Source organism: Sporosarcina koreensis, assembly GCF_042655825.1.
GTDB classification, from domain to species: domain Bacteria; phylum Bacillota; class Bacilli; order Bacillales_A; family Planococcaceae; genus Sporosarcina; species Sporosarcina koreensis.
In genome coordinates this window covers 94,736-120,340 of the sequence record NZ_JBHSNP010000025.1, presented here as the reverse complement: position 1 = coordinate 120,340, position 25,605 = coordinate 94,736, and the positions used below count along the sequence as shown (strand labels likewise).

The 25,605-nt window shown below is 44.3% G+C and carries 20 protein-coding genes; 18 read left to right on the top strand and 2 right to left on the bottom strand.

Translation table 11 applies throughout. The annotated features are described in order from the left end of the window. The 15 genes from cydS to ACFPTP_RS11385 all read left to right on the top strand — a co-directional run bounded on the left by cydS (nt 1) and on the right by ACFPTP_RS11385 (nt 17,236). The gene (gene cydS, locus ACFPTP_RS11455) at nt 1–111 is read left to right on the top strand and encodes a cytochrome bd oxidase small subunit CydS family protein (protein ID WP_381444967.1); all 111 of its coding nucleotides are present in this window, start codon (nt 1–3) and stop codon (nt 109–111) included. Nucleotides 112–352: 241 nt separating this feature from the next. Next, nucleotides 353–1,720 carry a 23S rRNA (uracil(1939)-C(5))-methyltransferase RlmD gene (rlmD, locus tag ACFPTP_RS11450; RefSeq protein ID WP_381444964.1) on the top strand — a complete coding sequence of 456 codons (1,368 nt, stop codon included), beginning with the start codon at nt 353–355 and terminating at the stop codon, nt 1,718–1,720. A gap of 536 nt (nt 1,721–2,256) precedes the next feature. Then, the gene (locus tag ACFPTP_RS11445; protein ID WP_381444962.1) at nt 2,257–2,424 is read left to right on the top strand and encodes a hypothetical protein; all 168 of its coding nucleotides are present in this window, start codon (nt 2,257–2,259) and stop codon (nt 2,422–2,424) included. A 613-nt stretch (nt 2,425–3,037) separates the two neighbouring features. Continuing rightward, nucleotides 3,038–3,319, top strand: a complete 282-nt coding sequence (locus ACFPTP_RS11440) for a heterocycloanthracin/sonorensin family bacteriocin (RefSeq protein ID WP_381444959.1) — start codon at nt 3,038–3,040, stop codon at nt 3,317–3,319. Between the two features lie 131 nt (nt 3,320–3,450). Further along, a complete protein-coding gene (locus tag ACFPTP_RS11435; RefSeq protein WP_381444957.1) occupies nt 3,451–5,349 on the top strand; it encodes a putative thiazole-containing bacteriocin maturation protein in 1,899 nt (632 codons plus the stop codon). After that, nucleotides 5,346–7,289, top strand: coding sequence for a TOMM precursor leader peptide-binding protein (locus ACFPTP_RS11430; protein ID WP_381444954.1), 1,944 nt, complete (start codon nt 5,346–5,348; stop codon nt 7,287–7,289). Before ACFPTP_RS11435 ends, ACFPTP_RS11430 begins: the two co-directional genes overlap by 4 nt. 22 nt (nt 7,290–7,311) lie before the next feature. Further along, entirely contained in the window at nt 7,312–8,883 is a 1,572-nt protein-coding gene (locus ACFPTP_RS11425) for a SagB family peptide dehydrogenase (RefSeq protein WP_381444950.1), read from the top strand. Between the two features lie 229 nt (nt 8,884–9,112). Next, a complete protein-coding gene (locus ACFPTP_RS11420; protein ID WP_381444948.1) occupies nt 9,113–9,961 on the top strand; it encodes a phosphate ABC transporter substrate-binding protein in 849 nt (282 codons plus the stop codon). Between the two features lie 48 nt (nt 9,962–10,009). After that, nucleotides 10,010–10,924: a phosphate ABC transporter permease subunit PstC gene (gene pstC / locus ACFPTP_RS11415; protein ID WP_381444945.1), complete on the top strand. Its 915-nt coding sequence runs from the start codon at nt 10,010–10,012 to the stop codon at nt 10,922–10,924. A gap of 1 nt (nt 10,925) precedes the next feature. Beyond that, entirely contained in the window at nt 10,926–11,750 is an 825-nt protein-coding gene (gene pstA / locus ACFPTP_RS11410) for a phosphate ABC transporter permease PstA (protein WP_381444942.1), read from the top strand. A 34-nt stretch (nt 11,751–11,784) separates the two neighbouring features. Further along, complete coding sequence (gene pstB / locus ACFPTP_RS11405; RefSeq protein ID WP_381444940.1) at nt 11,785–12,555, top strand: phosphate ABC transporter ATP-binding protein PstB; 771 nt, start codon at nt 11,785–11,787, stop codon at nt 12,553–12,555. 21 nt (nt 12,556–12,576) lie between these two features. Further along, on the top strand, nt 12,577–13,239 hold the full coding sequence (phoU, locus tag ACFPTP_RS11400; RefSeq protein ID WP_381444937.1) for a phosphate signaling complex protein PhoU: 663 nt from the start codon (nt 12,577–12,579) through the stop codon (nt 13,237–13,239). A gap of 136 nt (nt 13,240–13,375) precedes the next feature. Continuing rightward, nucleotides 13,376–14,716, top strand: coding sequence for a sigma-54 interaction domain-containing protein (locus ACFPTP_RS11395; protein WP_381444934.1), 1,341 nt, complete (start codon nt 13,376–13,378; stop codon nt 14,714–14,716). 317 nt (nt 14,717–15,033) lie between these two features. After that, nucleotides 15,034–16,362, top strand: a complete 1,329-nt coding sequence (locus ACFPTP_RS11390; RefSeq protein ID WP_381444932.1) for a GntP family permease — start codon at nt 15,034–15,036, stop codon at nt 16,360–16,362. A 106-nt stretch (nt 16,363–16,468) separates the two neighbouring features. Then, the gene (locus tag ACFPTP_RS11385; protein ID WP_381444930.1) at nt 16,469–17,236 is read left to right on the top strand and encodes a 3-hydroxybutyrate dehydrogenase; all 768 of its coding nucleotides are present in this window, start codon (nt 16,469–16,471) and stop codon (nt 17,234–17,236) included. Between the two features lie 47 nt (nt 17,237–17,283). On the opposite strand, the gene ACFPTP_RS11380 is transcribed toward ACFPTP_RS11385, so the two are convergent. Further along, nucleotides 17,284–18,465, bottom strand: a complete 1,182-nt coding sequence (locus ACFPTP_RS11380; RefSeq protein WP_381444927.1) for a DHH family phosphoesterase — start codon at nt 18,463–18,465, stop codon at nt 17,284–17,286. A 67-nt stretch (nt 18,466–18,532) separates the two neighbouring features. Beyond that, a complete protein-coding gene (locus tag ACFPTP_RS11375; RefSeq protein WP_381444925.1) occupies nt 18,533–20,602 on the bottom strand; it encodes a S9 family peptidase in 2,070 nt (689 codons plus the stop codon). Between the two features lie 418 nt (nt 20,603–21,020). Here ACFPTP_RS11375 and ACFPTP_RS11370 point away from each other — a divergent pair, with 418 nt between their 5' ends. The 3 genes from ACFPTP_RS11370 to allB all read left to right on the top strand — a co-directional run bounded on the left by ACFPTP_RS11370 (nt 21,021) and on the right by allB (nt 25,550). Continuing rightward, on the top strand, nt 21,021–22,412 hold the full coding sequence (locus ACFPTP_RS11370) for an NCS1 family transporter (RefSeq protein ID WP_381444922.1): 1,392 nt from the start codon (nt 21,021–21,023) through the stop codon (nt 22,410–22,412). Between the two features lie 231 nt (nt 22,413–22,643). Further along, nucleotides 22,644–24,113 (top strand): allantoin permease, encoded by a 1,470-nt coding sequence (gene allW, locus ACFPTP_RS11365; RefSeq protein WP_381444919.1) that lies wholly within the window; start codon nt 22,644–22,646, stop codon nt 24,111–24,113. 78 nt (nt 24,114–24,191) lie between these two features. Beyond that, nucleotides 24,192–25,550: an allantoinase AllB gene (allB, locus tag ACFPTP_RS11360; RefSeq protein WP_381444917.1), complete on the top strand. Its 1,359-nt coding sequence runs from the start codon at nt 24,192–24,194 to the stop codon at nt 25,548–25,550. The last annotated feature ends 55 nt before the right edge of the window (nt 25,551–25,605 follow it).

Below are 25,605 nucleotides of genomic sequence, written 5' to 3'. Positions count from 1 at the left end.
ATGACTGATTTTCTCATTTTCTACGCACCTTTCATCATTCTGATTGCGACCATCGTCGTCGCGTTTCTCATTGCGCCGTTGGATGGCGCGGTGGCAGATAAAGAAGAATGACAAAAAGCAGACGTCTAGCCGGCGTCTGCTTTTTTTACACTTATCGATCATTTCCCGGCGGTTATCGATCAATTTCACAATTTTATCGGTCATTCCCAGGAACTTATCGGTCAATGTCACAATTTTATCGGTCACTTTCCAAAAGTTATCGTCATTTCGGGACCTTTGCCCTGCCTTGACACAGAAGAATTGTTCCGCTTTTGTGTTAAACTGAGAGCATACGAAATTTGGAGGAAATATCATGTCTTTTATTGTGAATCAAAACGATCGTCTAACTGTGCATGTGGAGGATTTGACGCATGACGGCTCGGGCGTTGCAAAAGTGGAGGGCTATCCATTATTCATCCCCGGTGCATTGCCAGGCGAGGAAGTCGAGGTCAAGGTCGGGAAGACGTTGAAGAATTATGGATTCGCGCGTCTGCTGAATGTGACGAAGGCTTCAACAGATCGCATCGAACCGCCATGCCATGTGTTCTGGGAATGCGGCGGCTGCCAGCTGCAGCATTTATCCTACGAAGCCCAACTCTTTCAAAAGCAAAAACAGGTCCGCGACGTCATTGACCGCATCGCGAAATTGCCGGACGTGCCTGTCCATCCCGTCAAAGGAATGGAAGACCCTTGGCGCTATCGCAATAAATCCCAGATCCCCTTCAGCGAACGGGACGGCAAAGTCGTTTCCGGCTTTTACAAATCGCGCACCCATCATATCGTCGACACGGACGTCTGCATCATCCAAAGCGAAGAGGCGGACGAGCTCATGTCCACGTTAAAGCATGAAATGCATGCACTCGGGCTTGAAGCGTACAACGAAAAGACCCATCGCGGTATGCTGCGGCATCTGATCGTCCGAAAAGGGAAGGCGACAGGGGAAATCATGGTCGTCCTTGTCACATTGAAAAAGAAATTCCCGCAGAAGGAAGCAGTCATCGAACTCATCAAAAGAGTCGTACCTGAAGTGACATCAATCATGCAGAACGTCAACGGCGAAAAAACGAACGTCATCTTTGGGAATGAAACAATTCACTTATACGGCAAGTCGTTCATCATCGACAAGATCGGCAATATCCAGTTTGAAATATCGGCGCGCTCCTTCTACCAAGTGAACCCTGCCCAAACCGAAGTGCTTTACAAACAAGCGCTCGACTACGCACAACTGTCAGGCGACGAAATGGTCATCGACGCGTACTGTGGCATCGGCACAATTTCGCTCTTCCTTGCACAGCAAGCGAAGGAAGTGTACGGTGTTGAAATCGTACCGCAAGCAATCGAAGACGCCAAACGCAATGCGGAACTGAACGGCATCACGAATGCCCATTTCGAAGCTGGCGCAGCAGAAGACGTCATCCCAAGATGGTACGCAGAAGGCAAACGTTTCGACGTACTCGTCGTCGACCCCCCTCGTAAAGGCTGCGATGAGAAGCTGTTGCAGACGATTTTGGAATACAAACCGAAACGTGTCGTCTACGTATCATGCAACCCGGGCACACTAGCGCGCGACTTGCGGATCTTGGAAGACGGCGGCTACCGGACGAAGGAAGTGCAGCCCGTCGACATGTTCCCGCAGTCGAGCCATGTGGAGTGTGTCGCTTGGTTGGACATTGGTCTGTAGCCCAACAATAAAGTCACACCCTTTAAAATAAAGTCCAAGGGCGCCGCCACGCCCTTTTAAAAAAAGTCGCAGTCAATCCTGCGCTCCACCTGGCTCTTGATCTCCGTCATATCAAGGTTTGGGAAAAACCAGGATGAAAGAAGTTTATTTTAAATCTCCGAAAACGTGAATAAAAAGCATGGGAAAATGAGGTTCGTACCAAAACTTTATTGTAAACGTGACGAAGGAATGCGGGTTGGCGTGGGGTAAAAAGAGAGGGACTTTATTATAAGGGGACATGGTTGTAGCAATGCAATAAACCCTTGCACTTTATAAAAAACTCGCTTCATTCAATTCAACTGTTTTAAAAAAGCCGATGTCCAATATATATAAGAACATCGGCATTTACTATCTAAACATACTCATAACAGATCCTAATTGTCTCATCATATTATATCCATTGTATATGGTATTGGCGTGACCCATAAGTGTGTTGATATGGTTCGGCAGGTTTCCTAAAATTCTACCTTGAGATGAATTGTTAGGGAACATGAAAGATGGGTCCCATCTATTGTACTGAATTTGGCCAAGCTGTTGTCCTTGATAAGGGGCTCCAAATTGCCGTCTTTGAAAAGGAGAGCCAAACTGTTGTCCTTGATAAGGGGCTCCAAATTGTCGTCTTTGAAAAGGAGAGCCAAGCTGTTGTCCTTGGTAAGGGGCTCTAAATTGTCGTCCTTGAAAAGGAGAGCCAAACTGTTGTCCCTGATAATGAGGGCCAAATACTTGTCTGTTTATTGGGGGGAAGGATCTTCCTGGACCTGGTGGAAAATGTAGCATATACTCACCTCCTAACAGACTAACCTATCTATAATATATGGCAGTATGCTGTTTGGAATTAGACTATAATGAAACTATTATTTAAGTAATCCTTTGAACCTGCTCTGTTCCTACATTCCTCGAACCTATTTCTCTATATTTTGATTATAATCAGAGGAAACGTGAGCAAAAAGTGGGGGGAATTAGAGCTCTTGCCAAAACTGTATTGTAAACGTGACGGTGGAATGCGGGTTGGCGTGGAGTAAAGTAGGAGTGATTTTATTTTATGCGGACAGGTCAGTGAACTAAAACTAAACATTACTCATTCAGACCCTGATTTCGGGAAACTAACCATTTCCGATTTCGGGGTTTTTGTATGCCAATACTGGGCATTTAACTCAGTATCATTCCCCACTCCCCTTTCATAAATTGGTAAGGAGTGTGATAATGGACGATTGATTATTGTAGTTCGCCTTGCATGTTCATCGCACTTTGTTAAATTCAATTCAGGAGGTGTCAAGAATGTATGAATTCCAGAACGATCTCCAGATGTTGAATGTTGGAGATTTCAATACGAGTGAGGCAGTTGCTTTCGACCCGAACTCAAATCAAACTGCGTTGCTCGGTGGCATTGGCGGTTGCTTTGGCGGTGGCTTTGGCATTGGCGGTTGCTTTGGCGGAAGCTTTTTCCGTTGTGGCGTTAGCTGCTTTGGCTGCTTTAGTTGTTTCCGTTGCTCTAATTGTTTCCGCTGCGGCGGTTTTCGCTGCGGATTCCGGTGTGGTGGCCGTTGCTTCGGCTTCTAAGAAAAACATGATTGCCAAGGTCCCTGCAGTAATTGCAGGGATCTTTCTATATAAGGTTTAACATATGAAACAAGTTATCATACATAGGATTATAGTGTTGGTCATAATTTCGACTTAGAAGGAGGAACGAAATGTCAAATTTGACCCCTATGATGCGCCTGAAGGTGAAAAGAGACACATTTTTTCTCCCCGAATCAAATAATGGTGTGTATTTCAGGAATAATAAAAGTTCTTTCCGTATGGAAGGAGTTGGAATCTTTCAGTGGATTGAAAAACTGATACCAATGTTCAACGGGAAGTACACGCTAGGGGAATTGACAGATGGATTGCCTGTTCCATATCGCAATCGTGTCTATGAAATTGCGGAAGTGCTGTACCGAAATGAGTATGTCCGGGATGTGAGCCAAGATCTTCCTCATCAATTGGCCGATCAGGTTCTTACGAAGTATGCCTCCCAAATTGAATTTCTGGACAGTTTTGGTGATTCGAGTGCGAACCGGTTCCAAACCTATCGTCAGGCAAAAGTGTTGGCAGTTGGTTCTGGTCCTTTTTTTGTGTCGTTGGTTTCTTCATTACTTGAATCTGGATTGCCGAAGTTCCATATGCTAATCACGGACTCGGTGCCGACCAATAGACAGCGATTGGTGGAACTCGTCGCACATGCCCGTAAAACAGACACCGAGGTAGCGGTAGAAGAAGTCAGTTTACAAAAGGATTGGCGGGAGATTGTTCAACCGTTTGATTCGATTTTGTACGTGTCCCAGGAGGGCGATATAGAGGAACTCCGAGTTCTTCATCAGGTTTGCAGGGAAGAGAAGAAGGTGTTACTCCCTGCTATATGTCACCAGCAGGTCGGCCTTGCAGGTCCGCTAGTGCATCCGGATTCCAAGGGATGTTGGGAGTCTGCGTGGAGACGCATGCATCGAGCTGGACTTTCCAATGAGCAGCAGTTCACCGGTTTCTCTGCGACAGCAGGGGCAATGTTAGCGAATGTCATCACATTTGAATTGTTTAAAGCGATTACAGGAGTGACTGAATCTGAACAGCGAAACTTATTCTATTTGCTTGATCTTGACACATTAGAAGGAAACTGGCATTCGTTTTTGCCTCATCCGTTGGTGGATGGACACTTGTCTAGTGAATGGGTAACAGATTTGGATGTGCGTCTAGAACAAAACGAAAGCAAAGATGAAACGAATAGATTGTTACTTTACTTTGGCCAGTTGACATCGGAAGTATCAGGCATTTTCCATGTTTGGGAGGAAGGAGATCTAAAGCAACTTCCTTTATCTCAGTGCCGCGTTCAAGCGGTTGATCTATTTTCAAAGGGACCCGCCGAGCTGTTGCCAGACATTGTTTGTACAGGTTTGACGCATGCGGAAGCACGGAGGAATGCAGGACTTGCTGGTATTGAATCATATGTGTCACGAGCGGTTGAACGACTGCCTTACTATAAGGAAATAAATGAATTCATCGGAGTTGGAGCTGGGGAAACGGTTGCAGAAGGTATTTGCCGGGGATTGCAAGGCTGTTTGGACAATGAGCTAAGCGTACGGCTCATAAATAATAAAATCGAAATAACACCGTTGCAAGTGGTTACGGTAGAAGATGAAAGCTGCCGGTTTTATTTGGAGGCACTGACTACGATGCAAGGTTCACCGACAATCGGCTTAGGAGAGGAAGTGAACGGCTTCCCAGTCATCTGGGTCGGAACGGATGACGGCTGGTATGGCGGTGTAGATTTGAATATCACATTGGCGTTGCGAAAAGTGCTACAACAGGCGCTGATGAACCCGGTGTATGCCCAAGAGAATTCGTCCTTTCTACTGGAAGAAAAGGCACTACCCAGCCTAGTTATCCCCGCTAGTGATGAGAACAGTCGACCTGATATTTTGCATTCCGCCATACAAATCCTCGAACGGAATCACAAACGGCTAGTAGTAGTTGATCTAGCATTTGAACCATTTTTGAAAGAGGGGCTTGCAGGGGTGTTTGGCGTGTTGTTGCGAGAGGAGGGAGGATTCCAGTGAGTGCCATCGTAATGGTTGTTGGCGAAGGATTATTGGCTGACCGGGTGTGCGGGGATCTATCCACTCAATATGAAGTAATACGCCGCTACGATTTCGAAGAGGGCGTACCAGAAACGACTGATCTGGTCCTGGTATTGCACGATACCTTAAATCCTACCATTCATAAAAAGGCAGAAGAGGTATTGCGACCAACCGGCATACCTTGGCTGCGGGGTTTTGTTTCATATGGAGAAGCTGTGATTGGTCCACTAGTACGTCCGGAAATACCAGGCTGCTCCCAGTGTGCCGATAAGCGACGTCTCATGGCAGGAAGAGACCGTAAAGAGATGTGGGAGATGGAACAGCTACTTGAGGAACATGGTGGAATATCGAGTGATGCTTGGGCATCGCGCACGGGATTACTGCAAATGGCGCATCTTCTTGGGTCGGAGGTACAGAGCGTACTGAATGGAAATCAGGCTTATTCTGAAGGTCGTTTATGTTTAATCAATCTGAAATCGCTAAAGAGTTCATGGCATTTGTTTCTTCCTGACTCGTTGTGTCCAGTCTGTAGTCAATTACCCAATGATTCACCAGCTGCTGCCCAAATTACACTGCAATCTAGTCTGAAAAGCAATCCTGACAGTTTCCGTTGTCGTTCCATGGCTGACCTGCAAAAGTTTCTAAGCAAGGATTATCTAGATCAGCGGACTGGGTTGCTTAATGGTAAGATGCATGAACTCACGCTGCCATTTGCCGATGTAAATGTTAATCTGCCGTTGTTTGGCGGAGATGAGGGTGTGGCAGGCCGAACCCATTCATACAAGGTTAGTGAGTCTACGGCTATTTTAGAAGGGTTGGAGCGTTATTGTGGTCTGTCTCCAAGTGGAAAACGAACAGTGGTTCATGACAGCTACCGCAATCTGGGAGACCGAGCGCTTAATCCTCTCAAGGTCGGTGTCCATTCAAAGGAACAGTATGAGCTGCCTAATTTTCCTTTCAAACCGTTTGATCCTGATCGTTCCATCGATTGGGTTTGGGGTTATTCGTTTTTGGAAGAGCGTCCTATTCTGATTCCCGAGTTGCTTGCTTATTACAGCGTGAGTGCTGGTGAAGGATTTATATATGAAACTTCCAACGGCTGTGCGTTAGGCGGTAGTTTAGAAGAGGCTATTTTCTACGGTATTATGGAAGTTGTAGAGCGTGATTCGTTCCTGATGACGTGGTATGCAGAGCTGGCACTTCCACGTCTTGACCCTTATTCTACGAATGATCAAGAACTACTATTGATGATTGACCGTGTGCGGGCGGTTTGTGGTTATGATCTTTATTTTTATAATTCGACGATGGAGAATGGAATTCCAAGTGTTATGGTACTGGCGAAAAACAGGAAAAAAGCGGGAATGAATATTATCGCTGCGGCAGGCGCTCATCTGGATCCAATACGAGCGGCGAAAAGCTCGATTCATGAGTTGGCTGGCATGATGCTAATACTTGACAAAAATCTAGAAGCAAACCGGGAGGAGTATTTACAAATGTTGAAGGACTCTTCCTTGGTACGAAAGATGGATCATCACGGGATGTTGTATGGGTTGCCGGAAGCGCAAGAACGACTACAGTTTTTGTTGGATGATAATCGGCCATTGCGAACGTTTGACGAAGAATTCAAATGGGAAGCAGTGCATGCAGACCTCACGGATGATCTACGGGATATTCTCCAGGTGTTTAGGGGATTGAACCTCGATGTGATCGTGGTGGATCAAACAACACCGGAAATCAAACAAAATGGACTATCCTGCGTTAAAGTATTGATTCCGGGAATGCTGCCGATGACATTCGGTCAACATCTTATCCGATTAACAGGGCTTGAGAGGGTGCTCCGTGTGCCAATGGAACTCGGATATAAGGAACAGCCGCTAACATTTGAACAGCTCAATCCATTTCCGCATCCGTTCCCATAACCAGTCGTGAGGAGGTAGGAGGATGAATCTTGAGGCATTGCTGCACAATCTCCATTTTGACATTGACAAGGTAAGCCCGCCAGACTGGGAAGTGGATTGGGATGATGCACCGTTTACGTATAAGCTTTACCGCGGCTTACCTGTGATTCCGCTTTCTTTAGAAGTACCGTTGACGCTTAATGGTATGGAGGAATCTGGAATCCCAGACCTTGGCAAGATCGGTCATTTTCTCTGGTATGTATATGGTCTAACGCAATTTAGCGAGTCTATGATGAACTTTGATTCCAGCGATCCAACCTCAAACCTCATGCAGTCGAAACGGCGGTTCGTTCCTTCCGGTGGGGCGCTGTATCCAAACGAATTGTACGTGTATTTGAAGATAGAGAACTTGCCTTCCGGTGTTTACCATTATGATGTGGCACATCATCGATTAGTGTTGCTGCGCGAAGGGAATTTCGATTTATATATCTCCCGGGCACTTGGAAATCGCTGTGATGTATCCGATTGTTTTGGCACTGTCTTTGTATCGACGATGTTTTGGAAGAACTTCTTTAAATATAATAACTTCGCATACCGTCTTCAAGGATTGGATGCCGGAGTCCTCATTGGACAATTACTGGAAGTTGCAAAATGTTTTCGCTTCGCCTCTCCGGTATGCTTCCAATTTCTTGATCGGGCCGTCAATCATCTCCTTGGGCTATCCGAACAAGAGGAAAGTGTGTATGCGGTAATTCCGCTATCAATGGAATCAACAAGCTTCTTCTACAAAGGCAACATTGATGGGGATGAATCTGCCATTGAATTATGCAAAGAATTGACAGCAATTCAGTCTACTCATTACGTCCGTTCACGAAGGGTTCTAGAGTTTCCGTTGGTAACGAAGATGAATGAAGCATCTATGTTGGAATCAACGAAATCGTTTCGGCAGATCAAAGAGGATCCTATCAATTGTGGCGGCCAAACGGTGACGCTGCCTCATGTGAAACGATTGTCATATGATTTGGCGTCGGTCTGCCGAAAGCGATTTTCACCGGAAAAAGATTTCGTTTTGGGAAAGGTGAGTCAACTACAGCTTGCCACACTGCTTAAGGGCGCGATGGATTCCTTCTCATATGAAAACGATTTGGATGACATTCATCAGAAACAGAAGCCCCGTGTCTCACTTTACGGATGTTTGTATAATGTCGATGACATTCCGAATGGTGCATATCACTATGACAGCGATGCCCATGCATTGCGTAGCATACAACTCGGAGATCAGCGAATGCCATTACAGCTCGGATTGTCCGGAGACAATGTAAATCTGTTCCAAGTACCGCTCTCTTTGCATGTAGTTGGAGACAATAATCATTTCAAAACAAAACTGGGATACCGGGGATATCGCATTCAGCAAATGGAAGCGGGTATGCTCGTGCAACGATTGCTGCTCGCCGCGTCATCCCTCGGATTCGGAGGGCACCCGCTCCTCGGGTTTGATGTGAACATTTCTGATGAGATTTTTAAGCTGCGTCCACAAGGAAAAACAAGCCTCATCCAAATCCCGACAGGTCCGTATCGGCACCGTCCATGGTTAAGTGGGGGGCTGCATAGTTAAGTAAGTGATAATGCCTCAATTCCCTTTTAGGAGTTGAGGCTATCTTTATGTAGAGCGCTAAAACTTCTCTTTTTGGTTAATCATATAACCAGGGAAATACATTATTTTAGGAAACGCCACCCAATTGTGTAAAGTGAATTTACAAAACCTTTACAATAAAACCTAATAGAATTTACAAATGGACATTATTATTTACATTGGGTCAACAAATCATGCCGGAGGGACAACTATGAAATTTATTAGTAAAGTAACGAAAGGAATAATGGTTATTTCCATAGCGGTCGTTTTATCTGCGTGCGGCAACAGTGCCGAAGGGGGTAACAAATCGTCAAAAGAAGGTTTACCGACAATCGCTATTTCCGGGTCGACTTCCGTAGGGCCATTGGCAGAAAAATTAGCATATAAATACGAAGAAAGCAACGATGTCAAAATAGAGATTAACCAGATCGGATCATCAGCGGGCATAACAAATGCAATCAATGGCGTGTCCGAAATCGGCATGTCCTCCCGTGACTTGAAACAGGAAGAGATCGACAAAGGATTGAAAGAAACAGTAATTGCGTACGACGGTATTGTTGTCGTCACTCATCCGACGAATAAAGTGAAAGATCTCACGTTGGAGCAAGTAAAGAAAATATTCACCGGTGAGGTGACAAACTGGAAAGAGCTTGGCGGAGATGACTTGGAGATTGTAGTCGTTTCCCGAGAGGACGGCTCAGGTTCACGTGATGCATTCCAGGAAATCGTTGACTACTCATCAGGTGAATTAGTGAGAAGTGCCCTCATTGCAAGTGGAAACGGGAATATTAAAACGACTGTTGCAACAAATAAGCATGCAGTAGGTTTTATTTCCTTCGAATATATCGATGAGTCAATTTCAACGATCAACATCGATGGTGTGCAAGCAACAGCAGAAAATGTTCTTCAGAAAAAATATAAACTTTCCCGTCCATTTTTGTTTGTTCATATGGAAGAAGGGTTAACGGATACCGGACAGAAATTCATTGATTATATCTTAAGTCCGGATGGACAAGCTGTTGTGTCTGAAACCGGGGCTATACCCGTTAACGAATCATGAATTGAATCTACATCTGCCCTATAAAGGTAATCTTGGAGGAATGCAGCCATGACAAGCCCACCTATTGAGAAACACCACATAGGTAACGGTAAATCAAATAAAAGAAAATATATGTTGGAAAGTTTATCATCAAAACTTTTCCTGCTTTGTGCACTCTTATCAGTACTCAGCTTGTTGTTAATCGTCGGCTTTGTATTTTATAGAGGTTCCCATCCGTTCATAGCGGAAGGTTACAGCTTTTTCGACTTCATCTTCGGAGTCGATTGGGTGCCGGGGGAGGATAAATTCGGGATATTCCCCATGATTGTCGCATCCATTTACGCGACAATTGGATCGTTGATCATCGGTGTACCGATTGGATTATTTACAGCTATTTTCTTATCCGAAATCGCCCCAAAACGAGTTGCAAAAATCATTTCACCAGCCGTTCAATTGCTTGCTGGCATCCCGTCTGTTCTGTATGGTGTTTTCGGACTTGCTATTATCGTGCCGTTTCTGCAAAACTACCTAGGTTTAGCGAAAGGGCAAAGCTTATTGGCCGTTATTGTCGTATTAGCGATCATGATGCTTCCGACAATTGTGACGGTAGCTGAAACGTCAATTCGCGCGGTTCCCAAAACGTATCGGGAAGGTTCTTTGGCACTCGGGGCTTCTGAAATCGGCACTATTTTTAAAGTGGTCGTACCGGCGGCAAAATCCGGTATTATGGCAGCCATTGTTTTAGGTTTAGGTAGAGCGATCGGGGAAACGATGGCGGTTATTTTGATAGCAGGAAACAGTTTGATCGTTCCTACAAGCCTGACAGACAGTGTCCGCCCGTTGACAACAAATATTGCTTTGGAAATGGGTTATGCTGCAGGGGTTCATCAAGAAATGTTATTTGCAACAGGAATTGTGTTGTTCTCCTTTATCATGATTTTGAATTTCGTTTTAGCAAAAATCAGCACAAGGGGTGCTAACTAAGATGAGGACTTTTAAGGATAACTTATTGCGTGGCCTTCTATGGTTTGCAAGCTTAGTAACGGTTGGTATTCTGTTGCTTATTGTAGGATACATTTTTTATAAAGGATTCCGTCTCATCAATTTTGAATTTATTTTCGGGAGTTATTCCCCAACAGGCGGCGGTGGCATTTGGCCAATGATCGTTACAACCGTGTACACAATCGTCATTTCACTCGTTATTGCAACCCCCATCGGGATTTTGGCTGCTGTGTACCTCCAAGAGTACGCGAAGCAAGGCCGGCTTGTCAGAACAATCCGTTTTGCGACAGAAAGCTTAACAGGGATTCCATCCATCATCTATGGATTGTTCGGTGCAGTATTTTTTGTGACGACGTTAAAGCTCGGCATGTCAATCATCTCTGCGTCATTAACGTTGACGATTATCGTATTGCCAGTCGTCATCCGTACAACAGAAGAAGCATTGAAAACAGTCCCTCAGTCGTATAGAGAAGGTTCTTTGGCTTTAGGAACGACGAAACTTCAAACACTCATTAAAGTCATCTTGCCGAGTTCAATGCCCGGAATCCTATCGGGAATCATTCTTTCCATGGGCCGGATTATCGGCGAGTCGGCTGCGATATTTTTAACCGCCGGAACTGTGGCGGCGATGCCCTCAAGCATATTCTCTTCTGCAAGGACATTAACGGTCCACGCCTTTTTAGTTACACAGGAGGCAGGAGATATTGAGCTTGCGGCTGCAATTGGGATTGTGTTAATCGTTATCATCTTGATTTTGAACTTCTCAGCTACGTTCATATCCAAGAAGTTGAATAAAGCAGATTATTAATGGAGCAAGAAGTGAAGGAGGACATGTAGCGCTTATGAAGAGGCAATCAGAAGGAACAGCTAAGATTAGTGTAAAAGATTTAAGTCTTTTTTATGGAGAGAAACAGGCACTTTACAGTGTGTCGTTAGATATTGAAGAAAAGAAAGTGACAGCGTTAATCGGTCCATCCGGTTGTGGGAAGTCGACTTTTCTACGAACGCTCAACCGGATGAATGATCTGATTGATGGAGTGAAAATCAACGGAGATATTGCAATCGATAACGAAGATATCTATAAATCCAGTGATGTCATTAAGCTTCGTACAAAAGTCGGAATGGTATTCCAGAAACCGAATCTATTCCCGATGAGTATCTATGATAATGTTGCGTACGGACCTCGGGCACAGGGGATTAAAAGTAAGAAAGAACTGAACCAAATTGTGGAGGAAAGCTTGCGTGGCGCTGCGATTTGGGATGAAGTGAAAGACCGTCTTAAGTCGTCAGCACTCGGTCTATCAGGTGGTCAGCAGCAAAGGGTTTGTATTGCCCGTGCAATTGCGATGAAACCGGATGTCATTCTCATGGACGAGCCTACTTCGGCACTAGATCCAATATCAACATTAAAGGTCGAAGAATTGATTGCACAATTGAAAAAAGAATATACAATTGTAATTGTGACGCATAATATGCAGCAGGCTGCCCGGGTATCGGACAAAACCGCATTCTTCCTAAATGGAGAAATTATTGAATATGATGTAACAAATTCCGTCTTCTCAAATCCGAAAGATCAAAGAACTGAAGATTATGTAACGGGACGTTTTGGTTAATCAAATCAAGGGGTGACTGTAATGATGAACGTGAGGAAAAACTTTGACAAGAACTTGCAACAACTGCAAAACAAAATGTTGGAGATGAACGCACTTACCGTATCTGCATTTGAGAAGGCGTTCACTGCTTTTAAAACGCAAGATGTTGAATTGGCGTTACGGGTCATTGACGAAGACACAGCAATTGATAATCTTGACCATGAAATCAACCAATTTGCAGTGTGGCTTATTGCAAAAGAGCAACCTTTTGCAACTGATCTACGAAGAATCATTGCGTCATTAAAAATCACTTCTGATATCGAACGAATCGCCGATTTCGCAGTAAACATCGCGAAAGCGACAGCTAAAATCGGGAAAACCGAATCATTGATCAATATTACAAGTCTTGAGCAAATGAATGAGGTTTCCCTTAACATGCTTAAAAAGGCAGTAACTGCATTCATTGATGGAAACATGGAATTGGCTAAGGAAGTCGCCGCTTTGGACGATCAAGTCGACGATGCCTATGCGCAAAACTATAAAAGCATCACTGAATACTTACGCCAACACCCAGAAGAAACAACACAGCTCGTTCAATTACTGTTCATCAATCGCTTTCTTGAGCGCACCGCCGACCACATTACAAACATCGCCGAAAGCGCTGCGTATTTAATAAAAGGCCAGATTTATGATTTGAATCAATAACGATAAAAATGAGATGAAATTCATTCGAACGGGAATGATTTCATCTCATTTTTATTTTCCTACAAACATTTCCGTTTGCACTATATTTACTTTTTTGAGAAAATTAGTGCGCAAGGAAATGCGATGGAGGGGTATGATGAAATCAGTAACAGATAGACTGACAGAATCGGTTTTAATGGAGATATTGGAGAATGCATTTCAGTGGTTTGTCGTCGTTGATAAAGAAGCGAACATTTTATATATCAATGAAGAATACTGTAAGTTCCTTGAAACGACTCGTGAAGAAGCAATCGGAAAACCAGTGAACGAAGTCATTGAAAACACTCGTATGCATGAAGTCATTGAGACGGGTGAGGAGCATATCGCATCGCCGCACTTTATAAAAGGAACCTATATGTTAGCGAATCGTGTTCCATTGAGAGTGGATGGGGAAACTGTAGGGGCTTTCGGAAGTGTCATCTTTCGTGACCTGCACGATTGGCATAACTTAAGCTCCCATGTGAGAACGACAATGGAGAAAATTAAGATTGGACAGGCAACAGAAAAAACGACCTTCCAACTACAGGATATTCTTGGAACCTCCGATTCGATCAAATCGATTAAAGAGACCATTCGAATGATTGCCCCAAGTGACTTGCCTGTATTAATCCAGGGGGAAAGCGGAACGGGAAAGGAAATGTTTGCGCAGAGCATTCATCACCTATCGAGCCGCTCTGAAAAGCCTTTTGTGAAAGTGAACTGTGCCGCAATTCCAGCAGAGTTTCTTGAACTTGAGCTTTTTGGCAGTGTCGGATCTACCGACCAAATCCAAAGGAAGGGGAGATTCCAGCAAGCCGAGGGCGGAACATTGTTTTTGGATGATCTAGGGGACATGCCACTATCGATGCAAGTTAAATTATTACGGGTGCTCCAAGAAGGGACGATTGAACCGATCGGGTCGCACCATGCAAAAAAAGTAAACGTCCGAATCATCGCCGCTGTCAATCAACCTTTGAAAAACTTGTTGGAATCAGGAAAGTTCCGAGAGGATCTTTATTATCGGATACATGCCATCACCTTGCAAATTCCACCGCTTCGTCAGCGGATGGATGATTTCAAGGAAATTGCAAATCACTTTTTTCACGAGACGATTGCAAAAGTCGGAAATCGTAATCTGTCAATTGCACCGGAGACGATGCACTATTTACAAGAATATAGTTGGCCAGGGAACGTGAGGGAATTGCAGAATGTAGTCCAAGCAGCTGTCTATTTAACAAACGGAAATGTGATTGAACCTAGTGTCCTGCCTCAAGAAGTTCGAGTCAAGTCAGGATATTATACGAGAAATACCCTAACGTTACAGCAAGCTGTAGAGCAAATGGAGAGGAATATCATTTCCGAAACCCTTCAAATGCACCCGAATAAGAGAGAAGCGGCAAAGGTGTTGGGCCTAAGCAGAAGCACCTTTTATGAGAAGTTGAAAAAATATGAGTTTTGACCTATTTTCCGACCTTCCGGACACCAGTACGGAAATCCGGACACAATGAAATAGGTGTTTCATATGCTGGAAAGGGTTAGAGATGAACAGTCCGAATTTCCGGACTGTTTTTTCTATTTATCTAGTAAAACGCCTAGAAATAAGGGTTTGCAAGTTTTCATAAGCTTTGATTAAATGAATTGAAAGCGCTTTACTACTTACATATATTGGAGGTGAACTCAAGGGAGAAGAGTTATCGATGAATTGTTTTGTATCTATTGTCTTTATTTTTCGCTTTAATTAACCGAAAATTATAATTACATTTGGGGGAAAATGCAATGGAAGCATTAGGTATGATTGGTTTGATTGGGGGACTCGCTCTTCTTATTTTCCTGACAATGAAGGGCGTAAATATTTTGATTGTCGGTCCTGTTTCTGCACTGTTTGTTGCGCTAATGAGTGGAATGCCGTTATTCGCTACGCTTGCTGAAGAAGGACAAGCCGACTTTGTATCGAGTTACATGGGTGGTTTTACATCGTTTATTGCATCCTGGTATATGATGTTCTTGCTTGGTGCGGTTTTTGGTAAGGTAATGGAAGATAGCGGTGCAGCAGATGCCGTTGCAAAATGGTTTGTAGATAAAATGGGAATGAAATTTGCCGCGCTTGCTATTGTTATTGCATGTGCAATCTTGACCTACGGCGGAGTCAGTCTATTTGTCGTAGCATTCTCCGTCTATCCAATGGCTATCTCTTTGTTTAAACAAGCAGACTTGCCTAGACGATTTATCCCTGCGGCTCTAGCGTTGGGTTCCGTTACATTTACAATGACTTCAGCAGGTTCTCCGGAAATTCAAAACTGGATTCCAATTAAATACTTAGGGACATCTCCTTGGGCTGGTTGGGAAGTCAGTGCGATTGTTGCCGTGTTTATGGCTGTATTCGGCTACTGGTGGTTAAAGCGAATGATCACAAAGGCAGTCAACAAAGGAGAGCGTTTTGTCGGCAGAGATACGGATCCGACATTCGATACAACACGTAAACTTCCTAATCCGTTCTTGTCTATGATTCCATTGGTTGTAGTCTTGGTTATTTCGTTTATCTTCCATAACAAGCTGGCACAATCAGCATTGATTGTCGCTTTGCTAGGTGGAATCATCGCGACGTACTTCGTTGGAAGAAAGTATTCTGCGAATTTCGGAACAGCAATTTCTGCTGGTACACTCGGAGCAATTGTTGCGATTGGTAACACAGCTGCGGTCGTAGGATTTGGTGGAGTTGCAAAGGCAGTTCCCGCGTTCCAAATGGCGGTTGACGCTATGACGAGCATTCCAGGCTCACCGTTAATCGGTGCTGCTATCGCGGTATCAGTTATTGCAGGTATGACAGGTTCGGCATCTGGTGGTCAGTCAATTGCATTGCCATTGCTCGCTCCTCATTATATGGATATGGGCGTAAATCCAGAGGCATTGCACCGCGTTGTCGCCATCTCGTCCGGTGCGCTTGATTCCCTTCCGCATAACGGCTATGTTGTCACAACCATTCAGTCTATTTGCGGTGAATCACACCGGAATGCATACGGTCCAGTGGGTGCCTTAACTGTAATTGTCCCAGTAATCGGAGTGGCAATTGCAATTATACTGTTCTCCTTAGGGTTAGGGATTTAACCAATATCATATGAAACAAACTAAAAACAGATCGACAGTAAACCTTTGGGGCGCCATAGGTATATCACTTTAAGCGCCCTGTATTTTTGTTGCAGGAGGAATTCGCATGGTAGAAGGAAAAGTTTTATTTATTACAGGAGCTGCACAAGGGATCGGTTTTGAAATTGCCCAAGAATTTGCTGAAGCCGGTGCCAAGGTTGTGCTTTCTGATATCAATGAGGAAAAAGTGAAAGCTGCTGCCAAGGATTTGGGTGGAGACGCAATTGGCATCACGTGTGATGTCACGTCTGAAGCGGATTTGGAAAAGGCGATAAATGAAGCAATCGATCACTTTGGAAGAATTGATATTCTCATTAATAATGCAGGGATGCAGCATGTTGCAATGCTCGAGGATTTTCCGACGGAGCGATTCGAATTGCTTGTTAAAATTATGCTCACAGCGCCATTTATTGCAACTAAACTTGTATTGCCCCATATGAGGAAAAATGGTTTTGGACGTATCCTAAATATGGCTTCCATTAATGGACTTGTCGGTTTCGCAGGGAAAGCCGCGTATAACTCAGCGAAACATGGCGTCATCGGGCTGACGAAAGTGGCCGCTCTCGAAACGGCAGCGGATGGCATTACGGTGAACGCAATCTGTCCTGGGTATGTTGACACGCCGTTGGTGCGCAATCAGCTGCAGGACTTGGCGACAACTCGCAATGTTCCACTTGAATCCGTATTGGAGGAAGTCATTTATCCATTGGTTCCACAGAAGCGGCTTTTAGATGTAAAGGAAATCGCCGATTTGGCACTGTTCCTTGCAAGCGATGGAGCGAAAGGCATGACCGGTCAAGCGGTCGTGTTGGATGGAGGTTATACGGTGCAGTAATGAAGAAGTGACCTCGCATTTTGGGAGGTCACTTTTTGCGTGTTGATTTATTTAATACTTCGTATCTGTTCCATTAAGAAATTGACGAAAGCATCGTCCCGTACAAGCCATGCTTCGTAATTTCTTTTAAGGAAACATTCCGCTTCCTCAAAGCTTGTAAAGTTCCGTTCCAGTTTTTTATTATTTTGTTGAATGGCCCAATCTTCATCGTTTTCCGGGTAGATGAAAAAGCTCTCTTCCATTCGGTTCTTATAGAGGGAACCGAACGAAGAATGTTTCACATTGTAGCGATTTCGTCTCGCGTCTTCCCGTAATGGCTCCAAGTGGAACGTGTCCAAGACAAATCGTTGAAATGCATCCTTCGTTAAAGAGCAACCAGATGCTTTTGCATGCCCGCCTCCACCGAATTGCCCGGCAACTCCAGATACATCAATATGATCATGGATTGTTCGAAATCCGACTCGTTTACCCCCGATGTTCAAGATGACGATGTAATCAAGATGAGGGTACTCTTTGCCAAGTTCATTGCCAAGCTCTGAATGGTAGGATTCCGCATACACGATTCCAGCAAAAAGATCGCCCGCTTTCAATTGGAAAAGTTCCCGCCTTTTCCGGCGAATATAGCGTTCGATTTTATTTTCTTCCATGTCGAGTAATTTCTTTTCAAATTCATCAAAGTGGAAATGGTCGTCTGAGAGTAGTCGATCAATCATCTTTTCTTCAAACTCATCAATTGTGATTAGGAAAAAGAGGGCATTTAGACGTTGTGCAGACTGATTATTATTTTTTTCCCATTCCCATGTATCATACTGCCTTACGAGCTCGACAAATTCGGCTACCGATTCGGATGGTTTCATCAGTTGATGTGCAACAAGGTATTCATAAAATAGGGAAGTCGCGGAAGTTAATTTTCCTTCATCATCCTCTACGACGACATGACCCCATTCATACTCATTAAAGTGCAGTGCTGTTTTATGATGATCAAGCAATTGGACCTTTCCGCCATCTTCATAAAACGCCTCAAGCCTCTTCTCATTTTCTTCATTGACCGACAAATCCGTAATGAACAAAAATGTTTCCTTATCTTCATTCTCCAAAAACCATTCCACTTCGCGGTCGAGACTGGAAACGGAATTGTAGCGCACTCTGACCTGCTTTCCAAAAGCAAGCTTCGCTAATATTCCGCATCCAACGCCGTCCAAATCATTATGTGACAACAATTTATACATGTCCTTCACTCCTCGAAAGACAGTATAGTCAAATTGCGTGTGTCGCAGACAATTCTAAATCCCCGGATTAACGGGGATTTAGAATTGTCTCTTCGGTAGGGACGCCAAGTCTATCAAGAATGAAAGCATAACATTCCGCAGCTTCTTTCAAATGGTTGAAGCGGCCTGACTTGCCAAAATGGCCAGCGCCCATATTCGTTTTAAACACAATCGTGTTGTCATCGGTTTTCAACTGTCTTAGGCGTGCAACCCATTTAGCGGGTTCCCAGTAACCGACCCGCGGATCGTTCAAGCCGGTTGTGATATACATATGTGGATAGTCTTTCGCCTCCACATTGTCATAAGGGCTATATGACTTCATATAGAAGTAATCTTCCCGATCTTGAGGATTGCCCCATTCATCCCATTCCAAAGTGGTAAGGGGAATGGTCGTGTCGATCATCGTCGTAACGACATCGACGAACGGAACTGCTGGAACGACGACTTCAAACAGCTCGCCAGCCAAATTGGCCACAGCACCAACGAGCAAGCCTCCAGCACTGCCTCCTCGGGCCGCCATTTGGCTTGGGGTTGTGTAGTCCTGCTCAATGAGATGTCTCGCAGCAGCGATAAAATCGGTGAACGTGTTTCGCTTATTTTGCATTTTTCCATCTTCATACCAACTCCGTCCCATTTCGGAACCGCCGCGGACTTGCGCTGTCACAAACACAATTCCTTTATCCAAGAGCGGAAGACGGTACGGGTCAAAATGTGGGTCGCTGTTCGCTCCATACGATCCATATCCATACAGAATCAACGGTGCTGGTCCAGCATCGAGCGCACCTTCCTGATAAACGACAGTCATCGGTACTTTAACGCCATCTTCAGCTATCGCCCATAATTGTTCTTGACGATAGTTGGATCGATCATATTCCCCGCTGACCGGAGCAACTTGTAAACGACGCTTCTCTCCAGTTAGCAAATTCAATCCATACGTAGTCTTTGGCGTCAGCAATGACTCATATTGGAGTAAGACTTCCGCGGTCTCATAATCTTGCTCGTTTACAATCGACACAGTATAGAGGGGTTCATCCCATTCAATCGGCTCGAGCTTACCGTCCTGCACTACCCAAATCTGTGTCAACCCGTTCTCGCGGCCGCCGACTAACAACTTGTCGCGGAATGGGTATATTCCTTGAAGATAGCGGTCCTCGTTATACGCAATGACGTTTTCCCGCGTTGTTAGATCATCGAGAGGGCAACGGTGCAGCTGGAAGTTGAGCGCATTTTCATTTGTCAGGATGAGCAGGTCGTCCTCCCAATGCTCGACATAATACAGGATTCCATCACGGCGCTCATCAACTAGCTGCAAGGGGGATAACGGGGAATCCGTGTCTACTAGACGCACTTCACTCGTCGTTGTTGAATAGGAATAAACAAAGATGAATTTCCCGCTTTGCGATTTACTTAGGAATAAAGTAAATGTCGTGTCTTTTTCCTCGTAAATGAGCTGATCACTTTCCGTGCTGCCGATTTGATGTCTCCACAACTTGCATGGACGTTGGAATTCATCAACCGTAATGTAAAAAATAGAGTCGCCAGAGCGGCTCCACTCCAAGCTTCCATATAAAAACACATCCGGAATGCGGTCCGGCAGAAGCTCTCCCGTTTCCATATCTTTTATATGAATCGTATATCGGTCCGTTCCATCCCGGTTTTCCAAATAAGCGAGGCGGTTATGATCGGTGCTCATTCGCTGTACCGTTACGCTTAAATAGTCATCTTCCTTAGCCAGTTCATTCAGATCTAGCACCACTTCCTCCGTTGCTTCTGGCAATAGGTCGCGGCTCGCCGCCTGCTTACGTGCGTAGATAGGATATTGCTTGCTTTTATCCAACCGCGAATAGTAGAAATACGGTCCATGCTGCACCGGCACTTTCACTTCGGAGTCTGGAACCCGTTCCACCATGCTTTGATAAATCTGCTCGGTCTGCTCCTCAAGCGGGCGCATGATTTCGTCAAAATACCGATTTTCTTCCTCTAAATACTGGATGACCTCCGGATTATCACGATCCTTCAGCCAATAATAATCGTCTTCGCGCACATCGCCATGCAGCTCATGGGGATGGGGAATGCGTTTTGCTATGGGTGGTTTCATAAGTATCCTCCTTAACTGTTATATGTACTGTCTTCGTGATAGAGATTTGAAAGTCCTCTTTTTATTTATTTCAACTACTCGTTCTTTTAAAGGGACTTGCCAGCTGAAGCTTCATTTTGCTTTTTCAAAATAGTTTCTCGCTATGCACCCTTCATAGAGATTGTTCAAAATATACAACAGGTTATGCATAAATCTTGTTATTCAAATTGAACAACTAGTTGTCCAAAGAGGCTGTATGTGTGAAAAAAGTTATGCACTGTATCTAGCTAACAGTTGTGCATTTTGGTTAATAGACATAAAGACCTTCAAGGCGAAGCTATGTATAATAAGAGGTGCAAGACGAGAGAATACTTTCCGAAGCAAAGCATCAGTCAAAATATATGAAGCTTTCACTACAGAACTGAAAGGGGCATTGGATATGTCTACAATCAATGAAAGTGTCGACACGATTCAAGTTGAACAAGCTACGGGTTTGGACGAGTCGCTTCATCCAAAATCCGCTGCGGATAGAACCGTCAAACCTAGAGACTATATCTTCATGTGGATCGGAGACGGGGTTAACTTAGGGAATATGACCCTAGGAGCGAGCGTAATTGTAGCGGGAGTTGCAACGTTGAACATCTTCCAAACAATCTTGGCAGCTCTCATCTCCATCGGAATCATTTCAACGATTTTCGCGTTGAATGACCGAGTCGGTTATCGAGAAGGTATTCCGTACGTTGTACAGTTAAGAATGTCGTTCGGAATTAAAGGAAAAGTCATTTCTTCCTTATTACGCGGTGTACCCGCCATCGTCTGGTACGGGATTCAGAGTTGGATCGGTGGTACGGCGCTGAATGAAATTATGAAGATTGTTACACATGGTTCATTCAACAATGTTGTTGTCTGTTTCATCGCACTTCAACTATTCCAGATCGTACTATCGCTATTCGGCTTCCATGCGATCAAGTGGGTAGAGACAGTTGCGTCAGTTGTATTCATGGCGGCACTTGTGTATGTATTTGGTATCCTTATGACATCACACACAGCCGACATCGCACAAAACTGGGTACAAGCTAAAGGCTCATGGGGCTTGCCGTTCTTCGGTCTTATCATGGTCTTCTTAGGAAACTATGCGGGGATCTTCGTAAGTGCTGCAGACTATTCCCGAGAGTTGAAAACTGGCATCAGTGATAAGAAACGTGGAGCACTATACTTTATCCCAATCACGATTTCGTATGGTTTTGTTATTGTCATCGGGGCAATGCTCGCTGCTGCAACGGGTGTAACGAATCCGGCACAAGCACTTCCGATCATATTGAATAATGATTATGTTTCCGTATTCGTATCTGCATTTATCGTAATTGCGGTTATTGCGACAAATATGGTAGCAAACATCATTCCGCCGGCATACGTCATAACGTTGCTGACGAAATTGAAATACAAAGCTTCTGTAACGATTACAGGTTTGCTTGCGCTAGGTGCGTTCCCTTGGTTGCTTATCCAGGAATCATCAGCTAAAGGTTTGAATATGTTCATTCTGATCTACTCGGCATTTTTAGGACCAGTTATCGCCATCCTTCTTGTTGATTATTATATTTTAAGAAAACAGAAAGTGGATATGACTGATCTGTATAAAGATGATGGATCATTTGCCGGATATAATCCAGCAGGATTGATTGCCATGTTTATCGGTGCGGGCGCTGCGTTTTTAGTAGTTGAACTTGCATGGATCATCGGTTTAGTCGTGGCAGGTACATCTTATTACCTTCTATCTAAGTTCGCATTTAAAAATTCAAGTTTCAAAAAAGGAACCATTTTTGAGAAATAATGAATGTTATGAAATTCCTCATGAAGAATCCTTCTTCATGGGGTGTTTCTGTTGTTCAAAATGAACAAACTGTTATCAAAAATGTCTAGTATTACAATCTTCCTTATCCACTATACATAATAAAAGATGATTCTTTTGTTTAAGAGACCTAAAGAAGTATGGCTATAGAGTATGTATAATGATGTAGTCAACAAATGGTCTCGATAGTTAGTTGTATAAGGAGGAGTTCTTTTGAAACTTTTTAATAGAGAAAAAGCTATGGCGGCCGGCTATAGCAATGATGTGTTACCGACAAAAGAAGAGGATCGAAAATGGGGAGTTAGCAATTTCTTCACCGTTTGGATGGGATCCGTTCATAACATTCCAAACTATATCGCCATAGGCGGTCTTTTTGCTTTAGGATTGTCAGTCGGTCAAGTTTTTGCGGCCATTATGGTTGCCTCTGTTGTCATAGCCGCGATGCTTGTTCTGAATGGTCATGCGGGATCGAAATACGGCTTGCCGTTTGCGATGTTGCTGCGTTTATCATATGGACCGAAAGGCGCAATGATTCCAGGCGTATTGCGTGGAGTCATTTCTGCGATTATGTGGTTCGGCTTTCAAACGTATGCAGGAAGCCAGGCATTATCGATCTTAATCGGCAAGCTCTGGCCGACGTATTTAACGTTAGGCGGAGATTGGAACCTTTTAGGATTATCCTTGCCGGCATTGATTTCGTTTTTACTGTTTTGGTTATTTAACGTTGCTTTAATTTATGGAGGAATGGCTTTCCTAGGGAAATTCACCAATATCCTCTCACCGCTTGTTTACATCGTATTTGGTGGAATGGCAATTTGGGCCATAAACTTAGCGGGTGGAATTGGACCGATTTTATCTTATACAGGATCGGGAGTAGCAGGAAATAAAATCGTCATCTTCATCGCTGCAATAACAGCAGTCATTGCAGCATGGGCAGCGCCGATTGTAAACATTTCAGATTTCACAAAGCTTGCGAAATCGACGAAGACGCAAGCAATTGGACAAACTGTCGGACTTGTCGTGTCGTATCTATTGTTTGCAGTTGCAAGTATCGCGATTATTGTTGGTTCTGAAATCGCTTTCGGAACACCGATTTGGAACGTACTCGATGTCGTAGCGCGATTTGACGGTACATTCGCGGTTGCAATTTCCGTTTTGACACTTTGCTTAACAACTTTGTCTGTTAACGTTACCGGAAATATTGTACCTGCCGGTTATCAATTGGCTTCCTTATTCCCGAAAACACTCACGTTCAAATCGGGTGCAATCATAGCGGCAGTCGTTGGGATTCTCGTTATGCCATGGAAGCTGATGGAAAACGCAACAAGTATTTTCACTTTCTTAAACATTATTGGCGGGATCCTGGCTCCAGTCACTGGAATTATGCTAGCCCAGTATTTCATCATCTCGAAAACAAAAATCGACTTGAATGCTTTATACGATTCGGAAAAAGGAAAGTACTACTATACAAAAGGTTTCAATATAAATGCGATTATCACAACAATCGTTGCCGGTGTTATTTGTTTAATCGGCAATTTCGTTCCTGTCCTTAAACCGCTGTACGATATGTCTTGGTTTGTAGGGATCATTACAGCCTTTATTCTTTACACGGCGCTTGAATCGCCTTATTCAAAAGGCACGTTGATGCAAAAAACTCCTGAGTTGAATAAGGAGAATAGTTAATTCCGTAAATGGCGAAACTGACGCTTGGTGTGAAGTTGATAGGTATAAAATCATTGGTAGTTGAAAGGGGAATTTCAAATGGCATTTGATGTAGTTATTAAAGGCGGAAATGTTGTATTGCGTGACGGTGTGTACAAGGTTGATATCGGAATTAAAGATGAAAAGATCTCTTGCATCGCTGAAAGCATTACGGATGATGCGAAAGAGGTTATCGATGCAACTGGCCAATATGTTATGCCAGGAATGATCGATACACATGTACACATAAGCGAACCAGGACGCGCAGAGTGGGAAGGTTTCGAAACAGGTTCGAAATCATTGGCTGCAGGAGGTACGACAAGCTACGTTGAAATGCCGCTGAATGCCCTGCCGGCAACAACGAATAAAGCTGCGCTGGATTTGAAATTGGAAGCGGCTGTTGACCAAAACTACGTCGACTACGCATTTTATGGCGGACTCGTCCCTGGGAATGTCGATAAGCTGAAGGAAATGTCTGACGCGGGCGTTCTCGCTTTCAAATGCTTCCTATCCGATATTACAAGCGATATTCCGGACGATTTCGTAAATGTCGATGATTTCACCTTGTACAAAGGCATGCAAGAGCTTGCTGAATTGGATCAGATTCTATGCATCCACGCAGAAAACGCATCTGTTCCAGCCGGTCTCGCGAAGGAATTTGCGGCAGCAGGAAAAAACTCCGGAGAGGAATATGCGGAATCCCGCCCGATTTTCACTGAAGTGGAAGCCGTTCAACGTGCAATCCTATTCGCTAAAGAAACTGGCTGTAAATTGCATCTCGTTCATATCAGCACTTCAGAGGCAATTCAGGTGATCTTGAAAGCAAAAAGAGAAGGTGTGGATGTAACGGTTGAATCTTGCCCACACTACTTTGCTTTTACTGCTGATCAAGTCGATGAAATCGGTCCAAAAGCAAAATGTCAGCCGCCAATCAGAAAGGCGGAAGACCAAGCGAGACTATGGGACGAGCTTCTTGCTGGCAACATCGACTGGCTAACGTCTGACCATTCGCCTTGTACGGAAGACTTGAAGCAAGGAACGATTTGGGAAGCATGGGGCGGAATCAGCGGCGCGCAAAACAACGTCGACCTGATGTTCGACTTGGCTGTGAAGCAACGCGGACTCCCGGTTCATGAATTCGTTAAATTGATTTCAACGAACCCGTCTGAGCGTTTCAATATCACCCATAAAGGTGAAATTGCCGTTTCAAAAGACGCGGACATCATTTTAGTCGACCCTAACCAATCGTACACAGTGAAAAGGGAAGACCTTTACTACAAAAACAAACATAGTGCTTACGAAGGCAGAAAAATCGACTGCCGCGTGACAAAAACAATCGTCCGCGGAAACGTCGTCTTCGATCTCGAAAAAGGAATCTTCGGAGAACCTGTCGGTAAATTGATCTCTGCTACTAAATGATTCATTCAATCCCCTCGCCATTGTCCGAACCGGCAATGGCGAAGGGCAATACCTA